This is a genomic window from Nostoc sp. UHCC 0870 (assembly GCF_022063185.1).
Lineage (GTDB): Bacteria > Cyanobacteriota > Cyanobacteriia > Cyanobacteriales > Nostocaceae > Trichormus.
This window is the reverse complement of record NZ_CP091913.1, coordinates 3068749-3091751: the sequence shown is the minus strand read 5'-3', so window position 1 is coordinate 3091751 and position 23003 is coordinate 3068749. Positions and strand designations below refer to the sequence as shown.

General features: G+C 40.5%; 4 protein-coding genes. All 4 read left to right on the top strand.

The genetic code is table 11. The annotated features are described in order from the left end of the window. Window positions 1–41: 41 nt before the first annotated feature. The 4 genes from L6494_RS13225 (at window position 42) to L6494_RS13210 (ending at window position 22978) form a co-directional block, all read left to right on the top strand. On the top strand, window positions 42–7799 hold the full coding sequence (locus L6494_RS13225) for an amino acid adenylation domain-containing protein (RefSeq protein WP_442947013.1): 7758 nt from the start codon (window positions 42–44) through the stop codon (window positions 7797–7799). Next, window positions 7796–11068 (top strand): non-ribosomal peptide synthetase, encoded by a 3273-nt coding sequence (locus L6494_RS13220; RefSeq protein ID WP_237995589.1) that lies wholly within the window; start codon window positions 7796–7798, stop codon window positions 11066–11068. Before L6494_RS13225 ends, L6494_RS13220 begins: the two co-directional genes overlap by 4 nt. Window positions 11069–11142: 74 nt before the next feature. After that, window positions 11143–15618, top strand: a complete 4476-nt coding sequence (locus tag L6494_RS13215; RefSeq protein WP_237995588.1) for a type I polyketide synthase — start codon at window positions 11143–11145, stop codon at window positions 15616–15618. 49 nt (window positions 15619–15667) lie between these two features. Then, a complete protein-coding gene (locus L6494_RS13210) occupies window positions 15668–22978 on the top strand; it encodes a non-ribosomal peptide synthetase (protein ID WP_237995586.1) in 7311 nt (2436 codons plus the stop codon). The last annotated feature ends 25 nt before the right edge of the window (window positions 22979–23003 follow it).

Sequence of the window (23003 nt, the reverse complement as noted above, 5' to 3'; positions counted from 1 at the left end):
GAGTGGAAAGCAGTATTATTGACATCTACGAACTTTCTCCCATGCAAGCGGGAATGTTATTTCATACCTTATATGCTCCCAATTCGGGGGTATATTTTGAACAGCGTAGTTGTCTAATTCGCGGTAATTTGAATAAAGCAGCTTTTCGTCAAGCTTGGCTGCGTGTAGTTGAACGTCATTCAGTGCTGCGGACTGCTTTTCACTATTCAGAGTTAGAAAAACCGCTTCAAGTGGTGTATGACTATGTAGAATTACCTTGGCAAGAATTAGATTGGTGTGGTGTAGAAGCTGCTGCACAAAAAGCTAAATTAACTGAGTTTTTAGAGAGCGACTGTAATTCTGGTTTCAATATACAGCAACCTCCCCTCATGCGTTGTGCTGTAATTCGCTTAGAATCTAATAAACACCAGTTTATCTGGAGTCATCATCATTTACTCATGGATGGTTGGTGTAATGGGATTTTATTAACAGAAGTCTTTACACTATATAAAGCATTTTGTCAAGGGCAAGATGTAACATTACCACCACCTACACCTTACGGTAATTATATTCTGTGGTTACAGCAACAAAACTTAGAGCAAGCAGAAAGTTTTTGGCGTAAGCAACTGCAAGATTTTACAGCACCAACAGTTTTGGATATTGGGGACAAATCAATTCAAAATTCAAAATTCAAAATTCAAGAATTACTTACTCAGCACTCAGCACTCAGCACTCCAAAAACTGAAACAGTACAAAACTTCGTCCGTCAGCATCGTCTCACCCTTAACACTTTAGTACAAGGAGCTTGGGCGTTATTATTAAGCCACTATAGTGGTGAGAATGATGTATTGTTTGGTACTACTGTTTCCGGTCGTCCTCCAGAATTACCACAGGTAGAAAGGATAGTTGGGCTATTTATCAATACTTTACCTGTGCGCGTCGATGTAGATGGAGCGATGCAAATAATACCTTGGCTGCAACAATTGCAAGCACAACAGGTAGAAAGAGAACAATATAGTTATAGTTCCTTAGTAGATATTCAAGGCTGGAGTTCAGTACCCCGTGGTACACCTTTATTTGAAAGTTTGCTGGTATTTGAAAATTATCCAGTGTCGATAGAATCAGTTATCAAAAGTTTTGATCAAACTCTACAAATTGAGGATACCCAAGGATTTGAAAAAACAAATTATCCTCTGACATTAACAGTAATTCCTGGGCAGGAGTTATTATTTAAAGTTAGTTATGATGTCTCTTATTTTGATGCAGCAACGATTTCGCGTCTTTTAGGACATTTGGGAACTTTGCTGATGTCAATGGTGAATGAGCCTGAGCAAAGGCTTTCACAAATATCAATTTTAACACCCCAGGAACGGCAATTAATATTAAAAGATTGGAATCAAACTACACAAGCATATCCAAATCAGTGCATTCATCAGCTATTTGAGGCGCAGGTGGAAAGAACACCAGATGCAGTTGCGTTGGTTTTTGGTGAGGAATGTTTGACTTATAGAGAACTGAATAGTAAGGCTAATCAACTGGCTCATTATTTGCAGCAGTTGGGGGTAAAATCGGAAACTACTGTGGGAATTTGTTTGGAACGTTCCCCGGAAATGTTAATTGGGATTTTGGGAGTTCTCAAGGCGGGTGGGGTTTATTTACCTTTAGATCCAGCTTACCCTGATGAGCGGGTGAGGTGGATTTTGGGGGATGCTCAGGTGAGGGTTCTTTTAGTTCACGCAGAGACGCAGAGACGCAGAGAGGAGTTTGAGAGGGTTGTTTGTTGGGAGGGAGATGGGCAAGCGATCGCTCTACAATCTATTGAGAATCCTATCAGTGATATTACAGCAGAAAGTTTGGCTTATGTGATTTATACTTCTGGTTCTACGGGGAAACCGAAGGGGGTGATGATTGAACAGCGATCGCTCACCAATCTGATCACTGCTTTGCAGCAGCAGTTACGAATCTGTTCTACAGACTCTTGGTTAGCTATTACGACTATTGCTTTTGATATTGCGGCTTTAGAGTTATTTTTGCCTTTAATTGTCGGTGCGCGAGTTATTTTAACGCCACAAACAGCTTTGGTTGACCCCTCGCAAATAGCAGCCATCATCGAACAGCAGCAAATCACGGTGATGCAAGCTACCCCGGCTACTTGGCGTTTACTTATCGCTCATGGTTGGACGGGTAAAGCAGACTTAAAAATTCTCTGCGGTGGGGAAGCTTTAGATAAGTCACTAGCGCAGCAGTTGTTATCATCTGGTCAAGAAGTCTGGAACTTATACGGACCAACAGAAACAACTATTTGGTCAGCAGCACAAAAACTTTCTCATGATCAACCTGTCAGCATTGGTCATCCCATAGCCAACACCCAATTTTACATCCTTGACCAGCATTTACAACCCGTTCCCATCGGTGTACCCGGAGAACTATACATTGGTGGTGCGGGAGTCGCCAGAGGTTACTTAAATCGCCCCGAACTAACAGCAGAAAAATTTCTCCTCAAAACTCCTCTCTGCGCCTCTGCGCCTCTGCGTGAGAATACCCTATATAAAACAGGCGATCGCGCCCGCTACCTCCCAGATGGTACAATTCAATACTTAGGGAGACTAGACAACCAAGTAAAAATTCGGGGATTTCGGATTGAATTAGGTGAGATAGAAGCCATACTCAGCCAACATCCAGAGGTACAAGCATCTATTGTAGTTGTAACGGAAGATACCACTGGCGATAAACGGTTAGTTGCTTATATTGTCTCAGAAAATCCAGAAATAACAGATTTGCGGCAATTTTTGGCAAGGAATCTCCCAGATTACATGATTCCTTCTCAATTTATCATCTTAGATGCACTGCCGCTAACTCCTAACGGTAAAGTTGACCGTCGTGGATTACCAAAACCACAATTCCAAACATCATCACAGACAATTGCACCACGCACACCCACAGAGGAATTACTGCTGAATATTTGGCAGAATATATTGAATTTAACCTCAGTGGGAATTACCGATAATTTCTTTACTTTAGGTGGTCATTCCTTATTAGTTATTCGTCTGGTTTCCCAAATTCAGCAGGTGTTTGGGGTGGATATTTCGTTACGACAAATATTTGAAAAACCTACCATTGCTGAATTAGCAAACTTAATTGATTCTTCTCGATTAAATACATCCCTATCTAACTCAATTCCTGTGAGGGAAAGTACAGATAAAATATTGCTTTCCTTCGCTCAACAACGTTTGTGGATGCTGGCGCAAATCGAACCTGAAAACCCATCCTACAACGTAGCTGCTGCTTTACAACTTACTGGTGATGTGAATGTTGATGTTCTGACACAAAGTTTGCAAGAAATTATCCACCGTCATGAAGTTTTGCGTACCAGTTTTGTCAATGTCGATGGTCAAGGTATAGCTGTCATTGCAACAGAAATCAATTTCCATATCCCGGTTGTAGATTTAAGTTTTCTCCCCCCATCTCAACAGCAAAAACTCGTTAAACAACTTGCAAAAGAGGAAAGTCAACAACCTTTTGATTTAGAAATCAGTCCACTTTTACGAGCTAAATTATTATATTTAAATACTCACGAATATATCCTATTATTGACTATGCACCACATTATTACTGATGGTTGGTCAATTAATGTATTCGCGCAGGAAATGGCGACTATATATCAAGCCTTTTCTCAAGGACAACCTTCTCCCCTCACACCATTAAAAATTCAATATGCTGATTTTGCAGCTTGGCAAAGGTCGCAAAATGATAAATTTAACTATCAACTGGAATATTGGCGACAACAATTAGAGTCAGCACCAGAACTATTAGAATTACCTACAGATTATCCGCGTCCAGCTATTCAAACATTTCGAGGTCAGCGTTATAGTTTTACAATATCTGGGGAATTAGCAGAGAAAATTAAACAACTTGGTCAGGAAACGCAAACTACATTATTTATGGTAATGTTTTCGGCGTTTAGTATTCTCTTGCATCGCTATAGTCAACAAGAAAAAATCGTCATTGGTAGTCCTGTTGCTAATCGTCATTATCCTGGGACAGAGGGATTAATTGGCTTTTTTGTGAATACCTTTGCGCTGTTAATTTCCCTAGCAGATAATCCCACCGTGGCGGAATTATTACCACGGGTGCGGGAAATGGTGTTATCTGCATATAGCCATCAAGATGTACCATTTGAGCAGGTAGTAGAAGAGTTGAACGTGGTGCGATCGCTCTCTCATTCACCCTTGTTTCAAGTTATGCTGGTAGTGGAAAATGCACCAACCCAGCCAATAGAAATTCCTGGTTTGCGTTGGAGTCCCCTAGAAATTGATGGCGGTACTGCAAAATTTGACATTACCTTGATGATTGCGGAAACAGACGCAGGTTTACAAGGTAAATGGGAATATAACTGTGATTTGTTTACTGAAACAACTATTCACCGTTTTACAGAACATTTGCAGAATATTTTGCTGGGAATGACTTCTGAACCTAGTCAAAACATCTCTGATTTACCTTTAATGAGTGAGGGAGAACTTCAGCAAATCATCAATTTTAGTACTTCGCCAACAAATCCTATAACTCATTGCATACAAGAATTGTTTGAGCAGCAAGTTGCAAAATTTGGTGATGAAATTGCAGTTATTTATCAACATCAAACAATTACTTACTCAGAACTCAACACCAAAGCCAATCAACTTGCATATCATCTCAAATCTTTAGGAGTTCAGCCAGAAATAGCCGTAGGAATTTTTTCTCACCGTTCCCTGGATTTTATCATCGGTATTTTAGCAATCCTCAAAGCTGGTGGTTTTTACGTTCCCTTAGATCCAACTTATCCCCAAGAACGTCTAGAATTTCTAATTGAAGATGCTCAAATACAGGTAATACTCACCCAACAGCAGCACATCCCCCAATTACCCGATTTACCTATCTTCTGTTTTGATACAGACACAGCAAATTTAGCAGAGTACCCCACAAACAACCCCGTCAACCACACCACACCCGAAAATCTCGCCTACGTCATGTACACCTCTGGTTCTACAGGAGTTCCCAAGGGTGTATGTATCCCCCATCGCGGTGTAGTGCGACTCGTTAAAGATTGCAATTATGTAAATTTAAGTGCTGATGAAAGCATACTCCAAGCCGCACCCATAGCTTTTGATGCTTCTACATTTGAAATTTGGGGAGCATTGTTAAATGGTAGTCGTTTAGTGATTTTATCTAGTCAACAACCCACATTAGCAGAAATCGGACAGGCTATTACAGATTACCAAATTACTACTTTGTGGTTAACAGCCGGCTTATTTCACCTGATGGTAGATGAACATCTTGAGAGTTTGAAACCAGTTAAACAATTAATCGCTGGTGGTGATGTTTTATCTACTGTGCATATTAACAAATTGCTGCAAACTCATCCTGAATGTCGTGTAATTAACGGTTACGGCCCTACTGAAAATACTACCTTTACCTGTTGTCATAGTGTGACTGATATCTGTGAGGGTAACACTGTTCCCATCGGTCGCCCTATCAATAATACTCAAGTTTATATTCTCGATAAATACCTCAATCCCTTACCTGTAGGCGTTCCCGGTGAGTTATATATTACTGGTGATGGACTAGCGCGTGGTTACTTAAATCAACCAATCAATTCAAAATTCAAAATTCAAAATTCAAAATTAAAGAGTTGTTTACTCAGCACTCAGAACTCAGCACGGGCTAAACGCCCCGCTTCCGCTAACAGCACTATCTATAAAACAGGCGATCGCGCCCGCTACCTTCCTGATGGTACAATTGAATACTTAGGGAGATTAGACAATCAAGTAAAAATCCGGGGATTTCGGATTGAGTTGTGTGAGATTGAAGCTGTATTAAATCAGCATCCAGCAATAAAAGAATGTATAGTTATTGCGCGTCAACAACAACTCATAGCCTACTTTATACCTTCAGATAGTACACCAGATAATCTACGAGAATTTTTACAACAACGTCTTCCTGATTATTTGATTCCTCACTTTTTTGTTGCTTTAGAAACTCTACCTCTGACAGTTAATGGTAAGGTGGATAAACAGAAATTACCAGCACCGGAAATTACAAGTTTTCCAGATGAAACTGTACCACGTACTGATATAGAAGCTAAGTTAGTAGAAGTTTGGTCATCGGTTTTGAGTTTGTCCCAAGTGGGTATTTATGATAATTTCTTTGCGCTTGGTGGCGATTCAATTCAGGCTATTCAGTTGATATCTAAGGCTAATCAAGTGGGATTGCAATTAACGCCTAAGCAGCTTTTTCAATATCAAACTATTGCTGAACTTGCAGCAGTTGTTACTGTTGATAAATCTACTTTACCGCCGCAGGTTATGGTTACTGGTGCTGTGCGGTTGACTCCGATTCAATATTGGTTTTTTGAGCAGGATTTGGTGAATCAGAATCATTTTAATCAGGTGGTGTTTTTGGAGTCTGGGGAGAAGTTACAACAGGAAGTTTTGGTTACAGTTATTAATAAGTTATTGCTGCATCATGATATGTTGCGGTGTCAATTTGGATTTAAGAATTGTTTCGCGCATTCGCCCTTGGCGTTCCCGCAGGGTAGGCGCAAAGACGCAAAGGAAGAGATAGGAGGAGAAGTTGTTGAGGTGAGTGGGGATGTTCCTTTGTTTTTTTGTGATTTGTCGGGTTTGTCTGGGAGTGAGCAGGAAATAAAAATTAAAGAATTTGCTGGTGAGTTACAGGCTGGTTTAAATATTGGTGATGCTCCTTTATTGAGGGTAGTTCATTTTGATTTAGGTGAGGTGTCTAGGTTATTAATTCTTATTCATCATTTGGTTGTTGATGGGGTTTCTTGGCGGATTTTATTGGCGGATTTTCAAACTGCTTATCAACAAGCTTTAGGGAAACAGACGATTAATTTACCTGCTAAAACTACTTCTTTTCTAAGTTGGGCGGAAAAGTTATATGATTATGCTCGGTCGGAAGGTTTAAAACAGGAATTAATATATTGGTTATCAAGTAAATACGCAGAAATCAAACTATTACCAATTGATTATCCTGATGGTGGTAATCAGGTGGCTGATGTTGAAACTGTGACTATAAAACTTTCTGTGGAAGATACTCAAGCTTTACTTACAGAAGTTCCTATGGTCTACAATACACAAATTAATGATGTGTTATTAACGGCTTTAACTGCTACTATATCAAATTGGATAGATAATCCTTTGGTGTTGCTTGATTTAGAAGGTTATGGTCGTAATTTTCCGGGTGAAGATATAGATATATCTCGAACTGTGGGATGGTTTACAGCAATTTATCCCTGTTTTTTATCAAAAGATAGTGATGATTGGGGGGAAATGCTTAAAGGTATTAAAGAACAATTACGCGCAGTACCCAATCAAGGATTTGGTTATGGAATATTACGCTACCTTTATGATAGTGAAGCAAGTCAAAGTTTGCGGGATTTACCCCAAGCGGAAATCAGCTTTAACTATTTAGGACAATTAGATTTAGGTTTAGACAATGGAAAATTGAAATGGCTACCCTTAGCAGGAATTACAACTCAAGATAAACAACAAACTCGACGCTATGCTATAGAAATTATTGGGGTTGTCCGCGAAGGTAAATTACAGTTTGATTGGATATATAGTCAACAGCAGTATCAACAAAAGACTATTTCCCAATTAGCAAATAATTTCCAGCAAGGATTACAAGCAATTATCAATCATTGTCATTTACCTGATGTGGGAGGTTACACACCTTCTGATTTTGACTTGGCTAATTTAAATCAAGAAACTTTAGATTTGGTGATGGGGATGATTAGTTTTGCACCGGAGGGTTTGCAATGAATACAACTCTAAATCAAAAAATGATTGAGGATATTTATCCCCTTTCACCTTTGCAGCAGGGTATGTTATTTCATAGTCTATATGCGCCTAACTCTGGTGCTTATGTGGTACAGGTAAGTTATGAGTTACATGGTAATTTAAATATTGCGGCTTTTGAGGACGCTTGGCAAGATTTAATCAATCGTCATCCTGTTTTACGCACAGCTTTTGTTTGGGATAATTTAGAAAAGCCTCTACAAGTAGTTGGTAAGCAATTAAAATGTCACATTAATCATCTTGATTGGTGTGATTTTTCAGTTCAGCAACAACAAGAAACTTTAAAAAATCTGCTACAAAAACAGCGAGAACAGGGGTTTAATTTATCCCAAGCACCTCTGATGCAAATGACACTCATTCAGTTAAAATCTGAAGTTTATCAGTTTGTTTGGAGTTATCACCATTTACTCTTAGATGGTTGGTCAGTTCAGGTAATTTTAAAAGAATTTATTGTTATTTATCAAGCATATAGTCAACAACAAACACCTATTTTACTCAACCCGCGTCGCTATCGAGATTATATTGGGTGGTTACAGCAACAAAACTTGGCGGAAGCTGAGACTTTTTGGAAACAGCAATTACAGGGGTTTGTGTCGCCAACGCGGTTAAATGTTGGTCAAAATATAGATGTTCGTCCCGATAATTTACATAGTCATTATCACGAGGAAAATATTCAGCTTTCCGTCGAATTAACTAGCAAACTGCAAACCCTAGCCAAACAACAACAATTAACCATTAATACCTTTGTCCAAGGTGCTTGGTCATTGTTGTTAAGTCGCTATAGTGGGGAAAAAGATGTTTTATTTGCTACTGTTAGTGCAGGTCGTCCCAGTGCGCTGAATGGTGCTGATGCAATGGTGGGATTATTTATTAATACCTTACCATTCCGGGTGTTAGTTTCTCCTGAAGAGACACTATATCAATGGCTGCAAAAGCTACAAACTCAGCAAGTAGAAATACGGCAATATGAATATAGTTCCTTAGTAGATATTCATCGTTGGAGTGAAGTTTCACCATCCATACCACTATTTGAAACTTTGGTGGTATTTGAAAATTATCCTATTGAACCTGCTCTGAAACAGTCTTTAGAATCTTTGGAAATTCGCAATATTCAAGGGACGGAACAGACGAATTATCCTCTGACACTGTATGCTGTTTCCGATTCGCAGCTTGCTTTGAGAATTTTATACGATCGCGATCGCTTTCACCATACCACCATCACCCAAATCTTAGAACAGTTAGAAACCCTGTTGTTAGGAATGACACAGGGAGATTGTACTTTAGCCGCACTCCCATTTCTCAGTCCCACCCAACAACAGCAAATACTCATTGACTGGAACGCCACCACCCAGGAAATTCCCCAGCAATGTGTTCATGAAATCATCAGCCAGCAAGCACAACAAACACCGGACGCGACAGCAGTTGTATTTGCAGATAAAACCCTAACTTACGCCGAATTAAACGCCAAATCCAACCAAATCGCCCATTATCTACTACAACAGGGAGTCAAACCAGAAGCCAGAATTGGGGTTTGTTTAGAGCGTTCATCGCCATTATTAATCATAGCCTTACTCGGTATCCTCAAAGCTGGTGCAGCCTACGTACCCCTAGATCCTACCTTTCCCCCAGAACGTCTGCGTTTCATGATGGCAGATGCAGAGTTAATATTATTACTCACACAGACATCTTTAAATAGAATTATTACTGAGAAAACAGCAAAAATTAACCTCGATGAATTAGAGGAAGATATTAGCCAGCAGCCAATCTTTGACCCACAAATTAAAGTAACACCAGAACAACTAACTTATTTAATTTATACATCTGGTTCAACAGGGCAACCAAAAGGGGTGATGATTGAAGCGCGATCGCTCGTTAACATCTTAACAGACCTGAAACAACGTTTATCAATCACCCCTAACGACAAACTCTTAGCCGTCACCACCATCGCCTTTGACATCGCCGCCTTAGAATTATTTCTCCCCTTAATTGCAGGCGCACAAGTCGTATTACCCCCCCAAACAGCCTTAGTTGACCCTCGCCAACTCGCCAACTGCATAGAACACCATCAAATTACCATCATGCAAGCCACCCCCGCAACTTGGCGGTTACTTCTAGCCAGTGGTTGGGAAGGGAAACAGGACTTAAAAATCCTCTGTGGTGGCGAAGCATTAGATAACACCCTAGCCCAACAGCTATTATCTTGCAGTCAAGAAGTCTGGAATCTATACGGCCCAACAGAAACAACCATTTGGTCAGCAGCCCAGAAACTCAGTATAGATGAACCCGTAACCATCGGTCATCCCATCGCCAACACCCAATTTTACATCCTCGACGAACATTTACAACCCGTTCCCATTGGCGTACCAGGAGAACTATATATAGGTGGTGCAGGAGTCGCCAGAGGTTATTGGAAACGTCCAGAATTGACAGCAGAAAGATTCCTCATCAAAACTCCTCCTCTCTGCGCCACCCTTCGGGAACGCTTTCAGCGAACTGCGTCTCTGCGTGAGAATACCCTATATAAAACAGGCGATCGCGTCCGCTACCTAAGAGATGGTAAACTCGAATACTTAGCGAGACTAGATTACCAAGTCAAAATTCGCGGATTTCGCATCGAACTAGGAGAAATAGAAGCGGTACTAGCACAACATCCCGCAGTAGAACAAGCAGTAGTCACCCTGCGAGAAGATGAACCAACAGAACCCCGCATAGTAGCCTATATAGTCTCCCACCCTGAAATTATCCAAACAGAACTACGCACATTTTTAGGAGAAAAACTACCTATATACATGATGCCATCGGCATTCATATTATTAGAAAAATTCCCCCTCACACCCAACGGTAAAATAGACCGCAAAGCATTACCAAAACCCAACAATTTACCTTTAACAACCACTAATAACTTCATACCACCGCAAACACAAATAGAACAAACCATAGCCGATATTTGGCAACAATTATTAGGCAGAGAAAACATCAGTATACATGATAACTTCTTCGACTTAGGAGGACATTCCTTATTAATAGTCAGAATACAAGGACAACTACACCTAAAACTCAACCAAAACATTCCCCTAGTAGACCTATTCCGTTATCCCACAATCAACTCCCTAGCAAAACACCTAACCCAAAACACCCCCACACCAGATAAAGAAATAGAAAACAGAATATCCAAACAACAAACCGGAAAACAAAGACTTCTCCAACAAAGACAAACCCGATTAAAAACCTAACCATCCCCTTCCTCAAAAAAACTCTCCGCGCCCCTCCGCGTAAACCTCCGCGCCCCTCTGCGTTTAAAAAATCTATGAACAACCCCACAGGATTAGAAATAGCAATCATCGGCATAACCGGGAAATTCCCCGGTGCTAATAACCTAGAAGAATATTGGCAAAACCTCCGCAACGGAGTAGAATCAATCACCGACTTAACCGACGAACAAATCCAAAAAAACGGCGTAGAACCCACACTATTAAAACATCCCAATTACGTCAAAAGACAAGCCATAATAGACAACATCGAATACTTTGACGCAGAATTTTTTGGCTTCAATCCCAGAGAAGCAGAAATTCTCGACCCCCAGCACCGACTATTTTTAGAATGTGCTTGGACAGCCTTAGAAGACGCAGGATATAACCCAGAAAACTACACCGGAGCAATAGGAGTTTATGCCGGTGCAGCCATGAATAACTATTTATTAAATTTAATCACTAATCCACAAATTCAAAATCAAATTAGCCGCTATCAACTATTTTTATCCAACGATAAAGACTTTCTTACCACCAGAGTTTCTTATAAATTAAATTTACGAGGTCCAAGTTTAGATATTCAAACAGCTTGTTCCACATCATTAGTAGCAGTCCATCTAGCTTGTCAGAGTTTATTAAGTGGAGAATGTGACATAGCCCTAGCCGGCGGTGTATCCTTAGCAAAAGCCACAGGTTACTTATACCAAGAAGGCGGAATTTACTCACCTGATGGCCATTGTCGCGCCTTTGATGCTGATGCTCAAGGAACAGTTGCAGGTAGTGGTTTAGGTATTGTTGTCCTTAAAAGACTGCAAGAAGCTATTGAAGATAGAGATTATATTCATGCTGTAATTAAAGGTTCAGCTCTTAATAATGATGGCGGTTTAAAAGTCAGCTACACAGCACCGAGAATTGATACCCAAGCAGCAGTAATTCGCGCCGCACAAGCATTAGCTGAAGTAGAACCAACAGAGATTAGTTATATTGAAACCCACGGAACAGGAACAGCATTAGGCGACCCCATTGAAATCGCCGCCTTAACTCAAGCCTTCCGCGCTGGAACAGAGAAAACCGGATTTTGTGCCATATCATCAGTAAAAACCAACATTGGACATTTAGATGCGGCTGCGGGAATTGCGAGTTTAATCAAAACAGTTTTAGCACTCAAACATCAACAAATTCCCCCCAATTTACATTTTCAACAACCAAATCCTCAAATAGATTTTTCCCAAACACCCTTTTATGTCAACACCAATTTAGTTGACTGGGAAACCGACAAAACCCCCCGCCGTGCTGGTGTCAGTTCCTTTGGAATTGGGGGGACAAATGCTCATGTAATTCTAGAAGAAGCACCAATTCAATTCAAAATTCAAAATTCAAAATTCAAAATTAATTATCAATTGTTATGTTTATCGGCTAAAAGTGAGAAAGCACTTGAGCAAGCAACAATTAATCTGGCTACACATTTACAACAGCATCCACAATTCAACCTTGCAGATATTGCTTATACCCTCCACATAGGACGACAACATTTCGCATATCGCCGGATGGTGTTGTGTCAAACTACGCAAGAAGCAGCGCAAATTTTAGAGAAAGAAACTAAATACACTCATACAAACTCCGAAAAAAGCCCAAGTATCGCCTTCATGTTTCCCGGACAAGGTAGTCAGTACCTCAACATGGGTAAGGAATTATATGATACAGAAGCCATATTTCGAGAACAAATAGATCATTGCTGTGAATTATTACAGCATGATTTGGGGTTAGATTTGCGGTTACAAATTTATCAACAAGAGTCTGAACAAATCAACCAGACATCAGTAGCACAACCAGCATTATTTATAATCGAATATGCCTTAGCAAAATTATGGATATCTTGGGGTATTCAACCACAGGCCATGATTGGACATAGTATTGGCGAATACGTAGCAGCTACTTTAGCCGGTGTCTTTTCTCTCCCCGATGCTTTAAAATTAGTAGCATTGCGTGGTCGTTTAATGCAGCAATGTCCAACTGGTGCAATGCTTTCGGTAGGAATGTCCGCAGCTAAACTACAATCTCTGTTGACAGATAATTTAGTTATAGCGGCATACAATGCACCAGAATTATCTGTAGTATCTGGTACTGAAGCAGAAATTGCTCAACTAGAAACAAACTTAAATCAACAGGGAATTTCCAACCGTAGATTGCAGACATCCCACGCTTTCCATTCACCCTTAATGGAGTCCATGATTACTCCATTTATCGCCGCTTTCCAGAAAATCGAACTGCAAACACCCAAAATTCCCTTTATTTCTAACGTTACCGGGACTTGGATTACACCAGAACAAGCAACTCATCCGCACTACTGGGCAAATCATGCGCGTCAACCTGTACAATTTGCCACAGGAATTAAAGAACTGCTAACAGAACCTCAGCAAATTTTACTAGAAGTAGGAGCAGGACGGACACTTTCTACCTTAGCCAAACAACAAACCAACACCCACACAATTTTATCTTCCCTACACCATCCCCAAGATACACAATCAGATGTAGCATTTTTACTGCAAACCTTGGGTCAATTGTGGTTAACAGGTGTATCAATTGATTGGTCAAATTTCTACACTCACCAACAACGTCAACGTCTACCACTACCCACCTATCCCTTCCAACGCCAGCGTTACTGGATTGATTTGAAAGCAGAGGATACCCAGTCCCCAATCCCCTATCTCCAATCCCCAGTCCCTCAATTTTATCTCCCTTCTTGGGAACGTAGTTTACCCCATCCTCAGGTAGACATAGCTAAAAAACGCTTGTGTTGGTTGGTACTAAAGGATAACTACGGTATTAGTCAAGAAATAATTAATACCTTACAAGCGGTTGGACATGATGTAATTATTGTGAGCCAAGGTGAAGAATACGACCAACCCGCATATCGTAATTTTACAGTTAATCCTCAACGCTCACAGAATTTTGTCGAGTTGTGGTCAGATTTAGAACTGCGAGAGCTAATCCCTCACCATATTTTATATTTATGGGATTTAACTGATTCACAACAGCAACCCGTCAGTTTATTATATCTAGCACAAGCAATTTACTTCCAGTCAATTGAGCAAGCAATAACATTAATGCTAGTCACAAATGATGGGCAATTGGTGTTAGGGAATGAAAATATCCACCCAATGAAAGCGACAGCTTGGGGTATGGGTAAGGTGATTTCTCAAGAAATACCACAATTAACTTGTCTCTGTGTTGACATTTCATTATCCACCGCAGTAAGAACAAATCAACAAATTGCCCAACAATTAATTACAGAGTGTTTAAATAATCAGATTCCCGACTTCTTTAAGAAGTCGGGAATCTTGAAACAGCAAGTTGCCTATCGCGGTAATTATCGCTGGAATCAGACTTTTAAACCCTTATCAATAGATACCACTACATCACAATTATCTTTGCGTGAAGGGGGAACTTATGTAATTTTAGGAGATTTAACAACAGGATTAGGAACAGTATTTGCTGAGTTTCTGATGAAAATGTCAGCGCGATTAGTGCTAATTAGTGATGTCATTCCCGAAAGTATCAAACAAAGTTTAGATAATGTTGGTATTGATTACTTAGCACTCAGTATAGATATTACCCAGCAACCAGAATTAGAAAATGCAATAGCTCAAGCCGAGACAAAATTCGGACAAATAAATGGCGTATTTTACTCCACACCCATGAGTAATGAGCATTCAATGGCATTTTTACCCCAATTAACTCTACAACACTGGGAATATAACTACCGTACCAAAATCCAGAGTTTATCTGTTTTAGCTAAAGTTTTGCGCCATAAACCTTTAGATTTTTGTGTATTACAATCTTCCCTTTCCACAGTTTTAGGTGGTTTAGGTTTAGCCGCTTATGCTGGGGCGAATGCTGTAATTGATATGTTTGTTATCCAACAAAATCAAAATAGCAAATTCCCCTGGATTAGCATTAACTGGGATGCTTGTCGTAGCGACTTAGAAACAGAAATTAATCATAGTTTCGCCGCTAATTTAGCAACATTAGCACTCACACCGGCAGAAGTATGGCAATCAACCCAACATATTATCAAATTGGGTTTACCAGAATCAGTTGTAGTTACAAAAGCCGACTTATACAAACGTTTAGAACAGTGGGTAACAAACACCCCAAGCAAAACAGAAAGCGATAACAGTTATACCCGTCCCCAACTAACAAATGAATATATTGCACCCCGTAACGAAATTGAAACAGCGATCGCCCAAATTTGGCAAAACCTATTAGGAATTTCCCCCATAGGAATTAATGATAGCTTCTTTGACTTAGGCGGACACTCCCTCCTAGCCATCCAAGCCATTTCCAGATTACGCGATCGCTTTGGTGTCGAACTCTCAATGCGAAACCTCCTCTACGAAGCACCCACCATCGCCGCAATCGCCACAATCATCACCACCCAAAACCAAAACCTAGAACAAATGACAGCCCTACTCACAGAAATCCAAACCCTCACCCCAGAACAAATCCTCCAACAACTCAACACCCCCTCTTAAAACTCCGCGTACCTTTGCGCTTACCTCCGCGTACCTCTGCGTTAAAAAAATGTCTAACTACTCACAAATCCTCTCAACCCTAACCCCAGAACAAAAAGCCTTATTTGAACGCCGCCTCAAAGAAAAAGGATTAACCCTACCTCAATCCTCCACCATTCCCCCACGAAACCAAACAGAAAACATCCCCCTATCTTTTGCCCAACAACGCCTCTGGTTCATCCAACAACTAGAGCCAGATAGCTACATTTATAACGTTCCCTGTGTCCTAAAAATGCAGGGAGATTTACAACTATCCGCACTAGAATCAGCTATCAACGAACTTAGAAAAAGACACGAAACCTTAAGAACATATTTCACCACCAATTCCGAAAATCAACCCATTCAAATTATCGAACCTTGGCAACCAATCTCCTTACAAATTATAGATACAACCGAAGAAATCGAAAAAATAGCATTAACAGCAGCACAAACACCATTTGATTTAACTCAACTTTTATTCAAAACTAGCCTCTTCCGTTTAGCTGAAAACGAACATATATTATTAATCACAACCCATCATATTATTTCCGACCGATGGTCAGTAGGTGTTTTTCTCAAAGAACTTTCTATATTATATTCCGCTTATGTGCGGGGAGAATGTTCACCATTACCAGAATTACCAATTCAATATGCTGATTGGGCATTATGGCAAAGACAACAATTACAAGGCTCATTTCTAGAAGAACAAATTGATTATTGGCAACAAAAATTAGGCTGTGAATTGCCTGTTTTACAATTACCTACTCTGCGTAAAGATGTATCTAAATACTCAGGTTCACGGTATGCGTTTTCTCTTTCTTCCTCTCTATCCCAAGCCTTAAAAGCCTTAGCAGCCAAGCAGGGTGTCACCTTATTTATGCTACTGCTGGCGAGTTTTCAAGTATTACTATATCGCTACACAGGAGAAGAAGATTTATTAATTGGTACAGATATTGTTAACCGCGATCGCCAGGAAACAGAAAATCTCATTGGCTTATTAGTCAACACTGTAGTATTGCGTACCAATTTAGGTAGTAATCCCACAATAGTGGAATTATTAAAACGAGTGCGTGAGGTGACACTTGGTGCTTTTGCTCATCAACATTTACCTTTTGAAAAGTTGGTAGAAGTTCTGAATCCCGAACGGCATCTTAATCAAATGATGCCTTTATTTCAGGTAAAATTTGATTTACAACTGGCAACAGTCCAACCACCTCAACTAGCAGGATTGACTTTAGAAAGGTTACAGATTCAGGAAGATACAGCAAAATATGAATTACGTCTGAATTTACAAGATACTCCCCAGGGAATTAAGGGAAAATTTGAATATAGTTCGGAATTATTCGATGCTGCTACTATTTCTCAAATGGCGGAGCATTGGCAGATTATTTTAGAAAGTATAGTTAAAAATATTGATGCAAAAATCTCAGATTTATCTTTATTAACTGCGAAGGAAGCAGAATTATTAATTAACTGGAATACGACTTCACGGGAATATCCTCAGCATGAGTGTATTCATGAATTATTTGCAGCGCAGGTTGAAAGAACTCCTGATGCAATTGCTTTGATTTTTGGTGAGGAAGTTTTTACTTATCGAGAAATTAATATTAAGGCTAATCAACTGGCTCATTATTTACAAACTTTGGGAGTTAAGCCAGAAACGCCTGTGGGAATTTGTCTGGAACGTTCCCCGGAAATGGTGATTGGGATGTTAGCTATTCTCAAGGCTGGGGGTTTTTATGTTCCGCTCGATCCGGCTTATCCAGATGAGAGATTACAGTATATTTTGGATGATGCAGAGGTTAGAATTTTTTTGGCTCACGCAGAGACGCGGAGACGCAGAGGGGAGTTTGGGAGGGTTGTTGATTTAGGAAATTGGGAGAGTATTGGGGAATATCCTGTTACTAATCCTGTGACGGATGTTACACCGGGGAATTTGGCTTATTTGATTTATACTTCGGGTTCTACTGGTAAGCCGAAGGGGGTGATGATTGAGCATCGCAGTCCAGTTTGTTTATTGTACTGGGCGCGTGAGGTTTTTAGTGATGATGCGATTTCTGGGGTGTTGGCGGCTACTTCTATTTGTTTTGATTTATCGGTGTTTGAGATTTTTGTCCCTCTGTGTTGGGGAGGTAAGGTAATTTTGGCTGAAAATGCTCTGGAATTGCCGAATTTAGCGGCTAAAGATGAAGTGACGTTAATTAATACTGTACCAAGTGCAGTAACTCAACTTCTCAACTTTAATGCTATTCCTCATTCTGTGAACACAGTTAATTTAGCGGGTGAACCTCTGACATGGAAATTGGTACAGCAACTTCAACAACTCCCCCATGTTCAGTACATCTATAATCTTTATGGGCCTTCGGAAGATACTACTTATTCTACTTACATAGAACTGAAAGATATTACCCCAAATAGTCCTACTCCTCCTATTGGTCGTGCGATCGCAAATACTCAAGTTTATATTTTAGACAAACATTTACAACCAGTACCCGTTGGTGTTCCAGGAGAATTATACATTGCAGGTGCAGGAGTCGCCAGAGGATATTGGCAACGCCCAGAATTAACAGCAGAAAGGTTTATAGAAAATACACCCCTTCCCAACCCTCCCCTTGGTAAGGGGAGGGTGCGCGACAGCGCGGGTGAGGTATTTTATAAAACAGGCGATCGCGTTCGTTATCTCCCAGATGGCAATATTGAATACTTGGGTAGATTAGATAATCAAGTAAAAATACGTGGTTATCGCATTGAATTAGGCGAGATTGAGGCTTTACTCAGTCAGTATCCAGAAATTCAAGAATCTGTAGTGATTGCTAATGAGGCAGCATCAGGTGATAAAAGATTAGTTGCTTATATTGCTCCTAAAAGCATCAATATTCTAGATTTACGGCAATATTTAGCATATAAATTGCCAAATTACATGATTCCTGCTCATTACATGACTTTGGATGCACTGCCACGTAATCCCAATGGTAAGATTGACCGTAAGGCGTTACCCGCAGTTGAAAATTTATCTTCGGAATTAGGAATTGGTTATGTAGCACCGCGCACAGCTACAGAACAAGCTTTAGAGGTGATTTGGCGAGAAATACTTTTAGTTGAGCAAATCGGGATTTATGATAAATTTTTTACATTAGGTGGACATTCATTACTGGGGATGCAGTTAGTAGCGAGAATCAACGAATCCTTACAGGTAGAATTACCCCTCAAGTATTTATTTCAGTTTCCCACCATTGCTAGTTTAGCCGCACAGATTGACCAGTTACAGCGCAATGAAATTAAGTTGGGACCACCCAAAATCCAACCCCAACCCGAAGAACGCTATCAACCTTTTCCCTTAACAGATATTCAGCAAGCTTACCTCATCGGACGTAACGCCGCTTTTGAGTTGGGTAACATTGCTACTCACGGTTATCAAGAAATTGAGACGGTGGGGTTAAGTGTTGCACAGGTAGAAATGGCAATGCAGCGATTGATTGAACGCCATGATATGCTGCGGGTGATTGTCCAAGCTGATGGACAGCAACAAGTTTTATCACAAGTCCCGGATTTCAAAATTGCGGTGACAGATTTGCGTGGGGTAGATTCTGCACTCCAGGATATCCGCCAACACCTTTCTCATCAAGTTCGCCCCACTGACAGCTATCCTTTATTTGAAATTCAAGCAATTTTATTAGATGACAACAAAATCCGCTTCTGCATCAGCTTTGATGTTTTAATTGGTGATGCTTGGAGTTTTCGCTTATTAGGTAGAGAATTAGTCCAAATTCTGGAAAATCCCGATGTCGAGTTACCACCCATTAACTTAACTTTCCGAGATTACGTCCTCACAGAAAAAACATTACAAGATTCAGCAATTTATCACCGTTCTCAAGCCTACTGGCAAAATCGCCTTACCACCCTACCCCCTGCACCAGAATTACCTTTAACAAAACCTCTCAGCAAAATTACAGAACCGCATTTCACCCGTCGCAGTGGGACTTTATCCCCAACCCAATGGCAAAAACTCAAACAGCAAGCCAGCGAAGCGGGAATTACACCATCAGGTATACTTTTGGCTGCTTTTGCCAAAATTCTCTCACGCTGGAGCAAACAACCCAATTTCACCCTAAATCTGACCTTATTTAACCGTCTACCTCTGCATCCCGAAGTCAATCAAATTGTCGGAGATTTTACCGCGTCTCTACTTCTAGAAATTACCAGTGCAGGGTGTAATAACTTCCTCGAACTAGCTCACCGCATCCAAACCCAACTGTGGGATGATTTAGACCATCGCTATTTCAGTGGTGTAGAGGTACTGCGTCAACTAGCGCGTCAGCAACAACGGGTGACAGAAGCATTAATGCCTGTAGTTTTTACCAGTACCCTCACCCAAGATCATCAACAAGCAGAAGATAAGCGCAATTGGCAGGGTAACTTAATATACAGCCTCAGCCAAACTTCCCAAGTGTATTTTGACCATCAAGTAGGAGAAGTTGCCGGCGCATTAGTATTTAATTGGGACACCATCGATGAACTTTTCCCCGCCGGAATGTTAGATGAGATGTTCCACACCTACTGTAATTTCTTGGAAAATTTAGTAGAACCTGATACTATCAACATCCCCCTGCCCCCCTTCGGCTGCGCTCAGGGCAAGCCTGCCCCTTGCCCCCTGCCTCCTTTCCCCTGTCTCCAAACCCTATTTTTCGAGCAAGTAGCAAAACAACCTAACCAACCGGCAATCGTAACTACAGAAAACACTTTAACTTATCAACAGGTTTGCGATCGCGTCTGTCATCTTGCCGAACATTTACAACACTTAGGTGTAATTCCCAACCAATTAGTAGCAATTGTCATGGATAAAGGTTGGGAACAAATAGTAGCAGCCTTAGCAATTCTAACTGCTGGTGCTGCCTACGTACCCATAGACCCGCAATTACCAGCACAGCGTCGTTTGCACCTATTACAAAAAACCCAAGCACAAATTATACTTACCCAATCCTGGTTAGATAAAACTTTAGAATTGGCTGATCATCTAACTCGGATATGTGTTGATACCCCACCCCATCTCTCCCCTTGCAAAGGAGAGGGAGTAAGACAGCAACCCACAGATTTAGCCTATGTAATTTACACATCCGGCTCTACAGGAACACCCAAAGGTGTAATGATTGATCATCAAGGCGCAGTCAACACAATATTAGATATTAATCAACGCTTTGGCGTGACAGAGAATGACCGAGTTTTAGCGGTGTCGTCCCTAAGTTTTGATTTATCAGTGTATGACATCTTTGGCATTTTAGCGGCTGGCGGAACAATCGTCATCCCTGATAGCGGTAACGATCCCACCCACTGGATGCAGCTAATTAACCAATATCAGGTGACAATTTGGAACTCAGTTCCCGCCCTGATGCAGCTTTTACTCGACACCTCCCCCACCCAAAACCAGACACTACGCCTAATTTTACTCAGTGGTGACTGGATTCCTCTCACATTACCCCCACGCATCCGCAGCCAGTTTAATCATCCCCAAATTATTAGCTTAGGCGGTGCTACAGAAGCTTCCATCTGGTCAATTTTCTACCCCATAGGCGAAATAGATCCCAATTGGAAAAGCATTCCCTACGGTTATTCATTGACTAATCAACAGGTTTACGTCCTCAATCACTCCCTAGAAACCTGTCCCACCTGGGCTATTGGCGAAATCTACATAGGTGGCTTAGGAGTAGCCAAAGGATATTGGCAAAATCCAGAATTGACAGCAGAGAGATTTATTCAATTGGGCATGGGAGAGAATTTCCCCCCTACACCCCTACACCCCTACACCCCTACACCCCTATATAAAACTGGCGACTTAGGACGCTACTTACCTGATGGGACAATAGAATTTTTAGGAAGAGAAGATTTTCAAGTTAAAGTTAATGGCTATCGGATTGAATTAGGGGAGATTGAAGCAGCTTTACAACAACATCCAGCCATAACCCAAGCTGTTGTGAAAACTGCGGGAACTGCACCATCTCAACAGCAGTTAGTCGCTTATCTGGTATTACAACCAGAGGTAATTTCCAGCCAAAACACCTTTAATTCTTCCTCACAACTGGATTTCAAACTGCAACAAAAGGGAGTAAGAACGTTTGATGCTGGCGTGCGTACTGTAGCTTTACCTGGGTTAGAATCTCCTCAAGTTAACCTGAGACGACAAAGTTATCGTCAGTTTTTAGAGGAAATTGTCTCCCTGACTACATTAGGTGAATTTTTCGAGTGTTTGCAAATGCACCAACTAGAAAATTCCCCACTACCAAAATATCGCTATGCTTCGGCTGGTAGTTTATATCCAGTCCAAACATATATATATATAAAACCTCATAGAGTTGAAAATTTAGCGACTGGTTTTTACTACTATCATCCCCAACAACATCAACTTATTCATTTAAGCGATGAAGCAAACATTGATAGTAGTATCTATGGCATCAACCAAGATGTTTTTACACAAGCAGCATTTGCCATATTTTTAATTGGTGACTTACAAGCAATTTCACCAGTTTATGGTGATAAATCTAGGGACTTCTGTTTATTAGAAGCCGGTTATATTGGTCAATTATTAATGGAAACCGCACCCAATCAAAATTTAGGTTTATGTCCCATAGGTGATTTAGAATTTGATGCTATCCGCGAAAATTTCATTTTACATGAGCAGCAAATATTCTTACATGGGTTTGTAGGCGGTACTATAGATCCCCATTGGACAACCCGTTGGTTATCACCCGAAACTGCTCAAACCAAGATAACAAAAGCCGAATTAATCACCCAAAAATTAAGGCAATTCCTCCAACAAAGATTGCCAGAATATATGATTCCCAGCCTCTATATTCCCCTAGAAACGCTGCCATTAACACAAAATGGTAAAATTGACCGTCGCGCTTTACCTCAACCAGAATATCAATTTAGCGAATCTGACCAGCCTATTATACCTCCCTCTACCGAATTAGAAATAGCACTAGCTCAACTATGGCAATCTATTTTAAATGTAGAAGTTTCAAGTATTCACAATAACTTCTTTGAATTGGGAGGTAATTCATTATCAGCCACTCAGATAATTACTCAGATGCGGCAAAATCTCCAACTTGATTTACCCATCCGTGAATTTTTCCTCAACCCTACCTTAACTGCACAAGTTGAATTACTTAAACATCAGTGGGAAGCAAGACAAGAAATTACAATTGAACCTATTGAACGTATTAATCCACAAGAAATACTAGCAAACTTAGATGAACTGTCCGATGAAGAAGTAGAAATATTACTTCAAAAAATGCAGTTAGAGGCGGATGATTTATCTCACGCAAAGGTGCATTCGCCCTTGGCGTGAGGCAAAAAAATATTATTTTACTTGA